This is a genomic window from Mesorhizobium sp. M0590 (assembly GCF_040320905.1).
In the GTDB taxonomy this organism is placed as follows: domain Bacteria; phylum Pseudomonadota; class Alphaproteobacteria; order Rhizobiales; family Rhizobiaceae; genus Mesorhizobium.
In genome coordinates this window covers 1-7,614 of the sequence record NZ_JAMYQN010000051.1, presented here as the reverse complement: position 1 = coordinate 7,614, position 7,614 = coordinate 1, and the positions used below count along the sequence as shown (strand labels likewise).

Below are 7,614 nucleotides of genomic sequence, written 5' to 3'. Positions count from 1 at the left end.
AAGAGACGGGTTCGGGAAAACCAGGATACGCGCCTTGAGCGCGCGAGGTTGAATTGGACCCGATGCGCGAACTCCCCATACGGGCCCGCGGTTTGGCGGAGAAGTCTTCCAGACGGCTGATGAGGAGTGAGAGGTCGCGTTCGTTCTCGGCCACTTCGACCGCCGCCGCTCCTGAAGCTGCGAGAGGCGTTGCTTCAGGCCAGCGATACGCGGTTCGAATTCCGCCTTGTTGATGACGCCCTCGGCATAGTTGTCGATCAGCCGCCGATGCCGCGACGCAAGGTGGCCATCTGTCGTTCGAGGCAGACGATCTCATCCCGCTCGCGGGTCTCGTCGCGGGCTTTGCGAAGGCGGCGGCGATATTCGTCGGCCACACGACGCGCGTCCTCCAAAAGGCCTTTCACCTGATCCCAAACTGCTTCTTCCAGGTGATCCGCGCAGCGCCGGGTTGTCGCACACGGCGTGGTCGCTGAAGCGGTAGCCATCCGTATCGATGCAGCGATAATAGGGCAGCGTGTTCGTCGGGTCGTAATTGCGGGAACGCGGCGCACGCTTGCTATAACAGGCGTAGCCGCGACGCCGGCAGTCCGTGAGGCCCTGCAGCAGCCAGTCCGCGCCGGGCGTGCGTTGGCGCTTGCGCTTGCGGTTCTCCTCAAGCTGTGCACGGGCCGCCTCGAACACGGTGCGATCGACGAGTGGGGGAACGGGGATCTCGATCCACTCTCAGGCGGAACGGGAACGCGGCAAGTGGCGCGCGGCGAGGGCTGCGGATGGGCGCGGATCGGCCGCAGCCGCGGTTGTGGTGGCAAGTAGCGGGCGCGCCCGAAAGCGGCGCGTCCGACATAGGCGGGATTGGCAGGCATGCCGCGGATCGTGGAGGCGCGCCAATGCATGGCTCCTGCCCGCGTCTGGCAGCCCATCTGCTTGAGCCGCCGGCACACCTCCCGCAGGCTCTACGATCCAGGCCGACCCATGCGAAGATCAGACGAACAATGTGCGCCTCCGCCTCCACCACCTCGAAGCGTGCCACGCCGCCACCTTGGTCCCGGCTCACATAGCGGTAGCCGAAGGGCGCACCCGTCAGGGCGCTGACCGAGCCGGAACGGGTCGCATGACGACCACCGCGGCGGCTCCGCTCGAGGATCTTGGCGCGCTCATATTCGGCGATGATGGAGCAAAAGATCATCCTCGGCCGTGCCGCCGATGGGGCGGTTCAGGATCCACACCGGAACGACGGAGCTCGTCAATCAGCAGCGCCTGATGGGCGTAGCGGCGGGCGAGCCGATCGGGAGCATGGACGTAGAGACGCTCGACCTGGCCACTGGCAACCGCATCCCTCAGCCGCTCCAGCGCTGGGCGAAGCAGGATCGAACCGCTGTAACCGTCATCCTGGTAGCTGTGACCTGGCTCAAGTACGAAACATCGGCGGCAATGCGTTCCTGCAACGCAAAGACCTGACTGGCAATCGTGTTGTCGCGCGTCTGGGCCTCGCTGGATACCCGTGCATAGAGCGCACATCGCGTCTCCGTCATTGCTCACCTTCCGATCTGGCTGTCACGCCCGTCACCTTCGATGGGAGGCCCGTGCGACGTGCCGGCCGCTGGTTCGTGCGACGGATCGTTGGCACAAGACGGGCTCAGGCCTCGAGCAGATGTTGCGGGCCGGTTCTTGTCGCTTCGAAGGACACGTGCACGCGCAGCACAGGGCGATCCATGCGCCGGACCATATGCGCCTCCATCGGCCGGCTCGCAGCCGGGCCGTCGATGGCGCATTAAATCCTGTGGTGGCTCTGATTCGCCCGCGACAAATCGACTCGCACTCCGACCACGACGAGCCTCAACAAGCTGCCGCCTACGGCTTGGACGCTCGATGCGCACCGATCACTCAAAGGCAAACTTGGCAACATTGTACAGCGGTTCACACCCCAGCGGCGGGGTAAGACTTCGAAGCCCTTCTGATCATCGGATCGGCGGATGACCTCGACCACGAAGTCCAGATAGGCGGCCTTGTCCATGAGCTTTAGCCGATCATAGGCGCCGGCGAACAGATGCTTCACCCAGGGCCAGCGCTTGCGGATACCATCCAAGACCGCCTGGGCGCCGGCGCTGTCGGAAATATCGGCCGGCGTCAGGTTGACCATCAACCTAGCCGCTCATCCGTATCGACTGCGATATGGCGCTTGCGTCCGACGATCTTTTTTCCGGCGTCGTAACCCCTTGTTTTGCTTGCCGAGCATTGACCGACTGGCTGTCGATCACCGCCGCCGATGGGCTGCATCGCGCCCGGCCCGCTCACGATCCAGCATCAGAGCCACGTCGTGGATGGTCTTGAACAGAAAGCGCCGCGCCAGCTCTCGACACCAGCCATAGACCGTCTGCCACGGCCCAAAGTGGATCGGCAGCATCCGCCAGCCGCACCCCGAACGGACCAGGTAGCGCACCGCATTAATCACCTCGCGAAAATCAACCTCGCGCGGACGCCCACGCCGCCCATGTCGGCCGAATTGAGAAACTAACCCTCTGACGAAATGAAGAACTGACCCCCTCGGTTATGAGAGGAGGCATGGATGACGATTGGGATTTCGGCGGTTCCTGCATTGTCGAGAACGATGCAGGGAGAGGAGATGCTTGAGCCTAAAGAGGTGGCAGCGATGCTGCGGCTGCATGAGCTTGGCTGGGGGGCGAAGCGACTGGCGAAGGAATTCGGGTGCGCGCTCAACACGGTGCGTCGGTATCTACGCGAGGGCGGGACTGTTCCGTTTCGCAAGCCTTTGCGGCCGACCGCGTTTGACGGGCTGGACGATTGGCTGCGGGAGCGCTTCTTCCGCCATGGCGGCAATGCCGATGTGGTGCGCCAGGAACTGGAGAGCGAACATGGGATCGTCATAGGGCTTCGTTCGGTGGAGCTTCGGGTGCAGGGTTGGCGTCGGGAGTTGAGGGCGCAGAAGCGCGCGACGGTTCGGTTTGAGACGGCGCCGGGACATCAGATGCAGATCGACTTTGGCGACACGCGGGCGTGGATCGGCGGCGAGCGTGTTCGGGTGCACCTGTTTGTAGCAACGCTGGGTTACTCGCGTCGGCTGCATATCCGTCCCTCGCTTCGGGAGCGCCAGGTGGACTGGTTCGAGGGGATGGAAGGAGCCTTCCTTCGCTTCGGCGGGGTTCCAACGGAAGTACTGTTCGACAACCCGAAGGCGCTGGTCGAACATCACGATGCGACGACGCGGGAGGTGCGGTTCAACATGCGGCTGCACGCCTTTGCCCGCTACTGGGGATTTACGGCGCGGGCTTGTGCGCCCTACCGGGCGCCTACGAAGGGGAAGGACGAACGCGGGGTCGGCTACGTCAAGCGCAATGCGATTGCCGGCCGCCGATTTGAGAACTGGGCGGCGTTCGAGGCACATCTGGACCGGTGGACGCGCGAGATTGCCGATCAGCGTGTGCATGGCACGACCGGCGTGGCTCCTGCGGAGCGCTTTGCCGAAAAGGCTGGGGCGCTTCGCTCTCTGGGCGGACGGGCGCCGTTTGGGCAGCTGCGGGATCTCGTGCGCAAGGTCCAGGCGGACTGCGCAATCGACCTGGACACGAACAGTTACTCGGTTCCCTGGCGGCTGATCGGGGAGAGCGTCCAAGTCGTGGTGCTGGGCGGCCGCGTTATCGTGCATCATGCGGGCGAGGTGGTGGCGGATCATGCCTTGTGCCGGGGACGTCGCCAACGGATTGTCGAGCGCGCGCATCTTGCCGGCCTGGTCGGCGCTGCTGCGCCGATACAATCGGCGGATATCGTTGCGCCTTCCGCCCTGTTGCGGCCACTGGCCGAATATGAGGCACTGGTGGGAGGCAGCTGGTGATGACGGCGGTCGATCACGAGATGTTGGTGGCTCAGCTCGACCGGCTGAAGCTGACCGCGATCCGGGATCAGCTCGATACGCTGCTGGACGAAGCGGCGCGTTCGCAAATGACCTTGCGCGAGGCTTTGGCCTTCCTGCTGAGGCGCGAGATCGCGAAGCGCGACGAGCGGCGCATCTCCATGGCAGGCAAGATCGCGCAGTTCCCGTTTGTGCGCGAACTCGACGGCTTCGACTTCGACGCGCAGCCGTCGCTGGATCAGTGCCAAATCCGGGAGCTGGCGACCTGCCGCTGGATTGCTCATGGCGACACGGTCCTGTTGCTTGGACCTCCGGGTACGGGCAAGACACATCTGGCGGTGGCTCTCGGGCGCGAGGCGATCCGGCAGAACCATAGCGTCCAGTTCGTCACGGCGGCCACGCTCGTGGCGATGCTGGCCAAGGCCCATGACGACGGCTCACTCGAAAAGCAGCTGACGACCCTGTCGCGGCCGAAACTGTTGATCATCGAAGAGCTCGGCTATCTCCCGTTCGAAGCCAATGCCGCGCATCTGTTCTTCCAGCTGGTGTCGCGGCGTTATGAGCGGGGATCGATCCTGATCACCTCCAATCGCTCGGTGGGCGAATGGGGCAGCGTGTTTGGCGAACCAACCATCAGAGGCTGCCGCCATTCTCGACCGGGTGGTGTCTCATTTAACGGTGATCGACCCGCGTCACGGCCTTGCGGGCCAGCGTCTGGAGCTGGTTTCGTCCCGTTCTGCGCGCGGTCCGGCTTTCGTCGTTGTTCGACTGCCTGACGGACGCCGCCGCTCAATTCGGCGTTCGGTGACCGACCTTGCAGCGGCGTCACCGGAAGAACAGGGCGTGTCGAAATCGTTGGCCCGCATCAACGTCCGAACGCTGTTCACATTGCTGCACCATTTGAACAGCACCTTGGCCTCCCGTATCGAGGAGGTGATTCGCGATGAACATACAGTCGAATCTGTACCGCGTAGCGTCCCAGACCCTCACCGAACTTCCCAACCCGGGCATGACGACACTCCCGAGCCTTTGGCTCAACTTGCCGGGGGAGACGCAGAAGCAGATCGCGCAGAGCATCGCGCGACTTCTCTTGCGGATGCGATCGACGGGCGCGCCGACAGCGGCGGATCGGCATGTTGAGAGCACCGAATAGACCGGACGAGTGCGTCACTGCTGCGCATCGCGGTAAGCTCGCTTACATTTACGTCCGCCAGTCCTCCGTGAACCAGGTGCGGCATCATCAGGAAAGCACGGAACTGCAATACCGCCTCGTCGATCGCGCGGTCGCTCTCGGCTGGCCGCATGAACGTGTGCACGTCATTGACGAAGATCTTGGCAAATCCGGAGCCGGGACCATCGAGCGGATGGGCTTCAAGAAGCTGATCGCCGAGATCGGATTGGGGAATGCCGGTCTGGTCATCAGTCTCGATGCCTCCCGCCTTGCTCGCAACAACCGCGATTGGCATTAGCTCCTCGATTTGTGCTCGCTCTTCGGCGTCATCATTGCCGATGGCGAACGTCTCTACGATCCCTGCGCCTACCATGACCGCCTGTTGCTCGGTTTGTCGGGCATCATGAGCGAAGCGGAGTTGCACCAGATCAAGCAGCGCCTCCATCAGGGCGAGCGTCAGAAGGGGGCACGCGGCGAGCTACGCCTTCCTGTTCCCGCCGGACTGGCGCATGGTCGCTCCGGCGAGATCATTCTCAATCCCGATGAGCAGGTGCAGGCGAGGCTCGGCCTCGTCTTCGCCAAATTCCGCGAGCTTCACAGTGCACGGGCCGTGATGCGCTACCTGCGAAAGAACGATTTGCCGCTGCCCGTGCGTCCCGTGCTCGGCCCAGCACCGCACGATGTGGTGTGGCGCGAGGCCGACAGTTCACGGGTTCTCAGCATTCTTCAAAATCCTGCCTATGCTGGAGCGTATGTCTATGGCCGGAGGCGGATGGAAGGCGGGCGGATTCGCCATGGCGTTTATCGCCCGAGGACTACCAAGGTCCCCATCGCCGACTGGGAGGTTTGCCTTCAGGCTGCTCATCCTGGTTATATCGGCTGGGAGGAGTTCATGGAGAACCAGAGGCGACTGGAAAACAACATCAACCGCTACGAAGCCAGCCATTCGGGCGTGCCGCGCAAGGAAGCGGCACTGCTGCAGGGCATCGCCGTGTGGGCGGTGCGGTCGCCGGATGAGCCTGCGCTATAGCGGTCCCGCCGGCGACTATCCCGTCTACACGTGTCGCGCCGATCGTGATCAGGAGGGCGGGCCGCTATGCCAGGAAGTGCGTGCGCTGCCTGTCGATGCGCACGTCGAAAGCATCCTGCTCGAGGCCCGAGCGACCGGATCAGGCGATAAAGGCCATACCCGGCCGGCCCAGCCTCATAGCAGAAATGCACGTAATCAAAGCGGCTGGCGATCCGGCCTATGACCCGCCGCATGCTGGTGGCCGACGCGTCGACCTCACCGAAGAACCGAACCTCTCCTTCCCGGCCTGCCTCCGCAATCGCAATAGCGTTCTTCAGCTTCGCAACATCGATTCCGACAAGTGCTTCTCTATAATCCGCCACGGCTCGTCCTCCTGTGCTGAGGATCGGCTCGGCCCGCCCGAGCAACCCTCGGACGCGCAGTGTAGGGCGAGCCACCTCATCGGCAGAGGCGGACATACATGGTGTAATCGCGGGCACGAGGCCACCGGCTGGAACTCGCCAGCTTGGCCTGGCGCACCTCATCCACATTGTCGCTACCGTCTCATCCCGCACAATACGTTGGTCGCCATCGTGGCGTCGGGGTCGGTTACGCACGCTTTCTTGAACTTGCCGGTCTGCCGGCTGGCGCGGAGCGCTTCGATCTCTGCGTCGTTGATCTCGGCCACCCTCGATATGCCGAACCGCAAGGCCGCTCCCGGGGTGGATGGCATGACGTGGCAGGACTACAAGGCGGACCTCGAGCTTCGGCTCAAGGATCTGCAAGAACGGGTTCATCGGGGAGCGTACCGTCCGCAACCGTCTCGCCGGACGTTTATACCGAAGCCGGATGGGAAGCAGCGGCCGCTGGCGATTGCCGCTCTGGAGGACCAGATCGTCCAAGGGGCAACCGTCATGGTGCTCAACGCCATCTATGAAGGCGACTTCTGCGGTTTCTCCTACGGGTTCCGACCCGGAAGAGGGCCGCACGATGCATTGGATGCACTGTGCGTGGCGATCGACAAGCGGAAGGTGAACTGGATTGTAGACGGCGACATCCAGAACTTTTTCGGGGCGGTCAGTCAGGAATGGCGGAAGACCGTCGTCTAATAGCGAGATTTGCAAGCGCCTTTTTGGTGCGAGAGGTTGTTTGCCGGGAGCACGGTCGTCTACGCGGTCGACATGGGTCGCCGCATCATGGGGCCGCCTGAGCGCGTAGAACGCCATCCGAAGCGTGTCGACATTGATGTGGTGGAAGAGCACGGTGAACCGTTCCTTCTTCCTCAGCCTTGCGGCTTTCCGTACGCGGTCCAGCGACTGGGACATGCGAACCCGGCTCTGTGTCCGGTGCATGTGTTGCTGTTCCGCGTTCTCCTTGGTCCTCGGCGTTGGCTCCAGCAACTCCGCCGCCGGTTGCCCGGCTTTGTTCGTCGGCTTCCCAGCTACTATGCCGGAGTCAGATTTCTCCTGTCGGTTCATCATCGGACGGCGGAGCGGACGAGTTACCGGTCCGGCTATTACGAGCGCAAGCTGGTGACGCGGGTCGGGGTGCTGGAGCTTCGCGTTC

At 63.3% G+C, this 7,614-nt stretch carries 9 protein-coding genes and 3 pseudogenes; 7 read left to right on the top strand and 5 right to left on the bottom strand.

The window, feature by feature from the left end; genetic code table 11:
• Window positions 1–257: 257 nt before the first annotated feature.
• From NKI52_RS32895 to NKI52_RS32345, 4 genes and pseudogenes are all read right to left on the bottom strand, one after another.
• Window positions 258–893 carry a hypothetical protein gene (locus NKI52_RS32895; RefSeq protein ID WP_502897842.1) on the bottom strand — a complete coding sequence of 212 codons (636 nt, stop codon included), beginning with the start codon at window positions 891–893 and terminating at the stop codon, window positions 258–260.
• Window positions 894–1,182: 289 nt separating this feature from the next.
• Window positions 1,183–1,341, bottom strand: coding sequence for a recombinase family protein (locus tag NKI52_RS32355; protein ID WP_352700833.1), 159 nt, complete (start codon window positions 1,339–1,341; stop codon window positions 1,183–1,185).
• Window positions 1,338–1,532: a hypothetical protein gene (locus tag NKI52_RS32350; RefSeq protein ID WP_352700834.1), complete on the bottom strand. Its 195-nt coding sequence runs from the start codon at window positions 1,530–1,532 to the stop codon at window positions 1,338–1,340. Before NKI52_RS32350 ends, NKI52_RS32355 begins: the two co-directional genes overlap by 4 nt.
• Before the next feature lie 380 nt (window positions 1,533–1,912).
• Window positions 1,913–2,506 (bottom strand): annotated as a pseudogene (locus tag NKI52_RS32345) (IS5 family transposase); the annotation flags it as partial.
• A 60-nt stretch (window positions 2,507–2,566) separates the two neighbouring features.
• Between NKI52_RS32345 and istA the strand changes: the two are divergent.
• From istA to NKI52_RS32315, 5 genes and pseudogenes are all read left to right on the top strand, one after another.
• A complete protein-coding gene (gene istA, locus NKI52_RS32340; protein WP_352700830.1) occupies window positions 2,567–3,850 on the top strand; it encodes an IS21 family transposase in 1,284 nt (427 codons plus the stop codon).
• Window positions 3,850–5,008: pseudogene (gene istB / locus NKI52_RS32890) on the top strand (IS21-like element helper ATPase IstB). Before istA ends, istB begins: the two are co-directional and overlap by 1 nt.
• Window positions 5,002–5,337 carry a recombinase family protein gene (locus NKI52_RS32325; RefSeq protein WP_352700829.1) on the top strand — a complete coding sequence of 112 codons (336 nt, stop codon included), beginning with the start codon at window positions 5,002–5,004 and terminating at the stop codon, window positions 5,335–5,337. The pseudogene istB and the gene NKI52_RS32325 overlap by 7 nt, the downstream one beginning before the upstream one ends.
• A gap of 120 nt (window positions 5,338–5,457) precedes the next feature.
• Window positions 5,458–6,069, top strand: coding sequence for a recombinase family protein (locus NKI52_RS32320; RefSeq protein WP_352700831.1), 612 nt, complete (start codon window positions 5,458–5,460; stop codon window positions 6,067–6,069).
• The gene (locus NKI52_RS32315; protein WP_352700828.1) at window positions 6,053–6,292 is read left to right on the top strand and encodes a hypothetical protein; all 240 of its coding nucleotides are present in this window, start codon (window positions 6,053–6,055) and stop codon (window positions 6,290–6,292) included. The genes NKI52_RS32320 and NKI52_RS32315 overlap by 17 nt, the downstream gene beginning before the upstream one ends.
• On the opposite strand, the pseudogene NKI52_RS32310 reads toward NKI52_RS32315, so the two are convergent.
• Window positions 6,195–6,431, bottom strand: a pseudogene (locus NKI52_RS32310) (IS110 family transposase); the annotation flags it as partial. The gene NKI52_RS32315 and the pseudogene NKI52_RS32310 sit on opposite strands and share 98 nt — an antisense overlap.
• A 198-nt stretch (window positions 6,432–6,629) precedes the next feature.
• Here NKI52_RS32310 and NKI52_RS32305 point away from each other — a divergent pair.
• The gene (locus tag NKI52_RS32305) at window positions 6,630–7,157 is read left to right on the top strand and encodes a reverse transcriptase domain-containing protein (protein WP_502897843.1); all 528 of its coding nucleotides are present in this window, start codon (window positions 6,630–6,632) and stop codon (window positions 7,155–7,157) included.
• A gap of 72 nt (window positions 7,158–7,229) precedes the next feature.
• A partial coding sequence (locus tag NKI52_RS32885; protein WP_502897841.1) for a hypothetical protein occupies window positions 7,230–7,614 on the top strand: 385 nt, incomplete at its 3' end.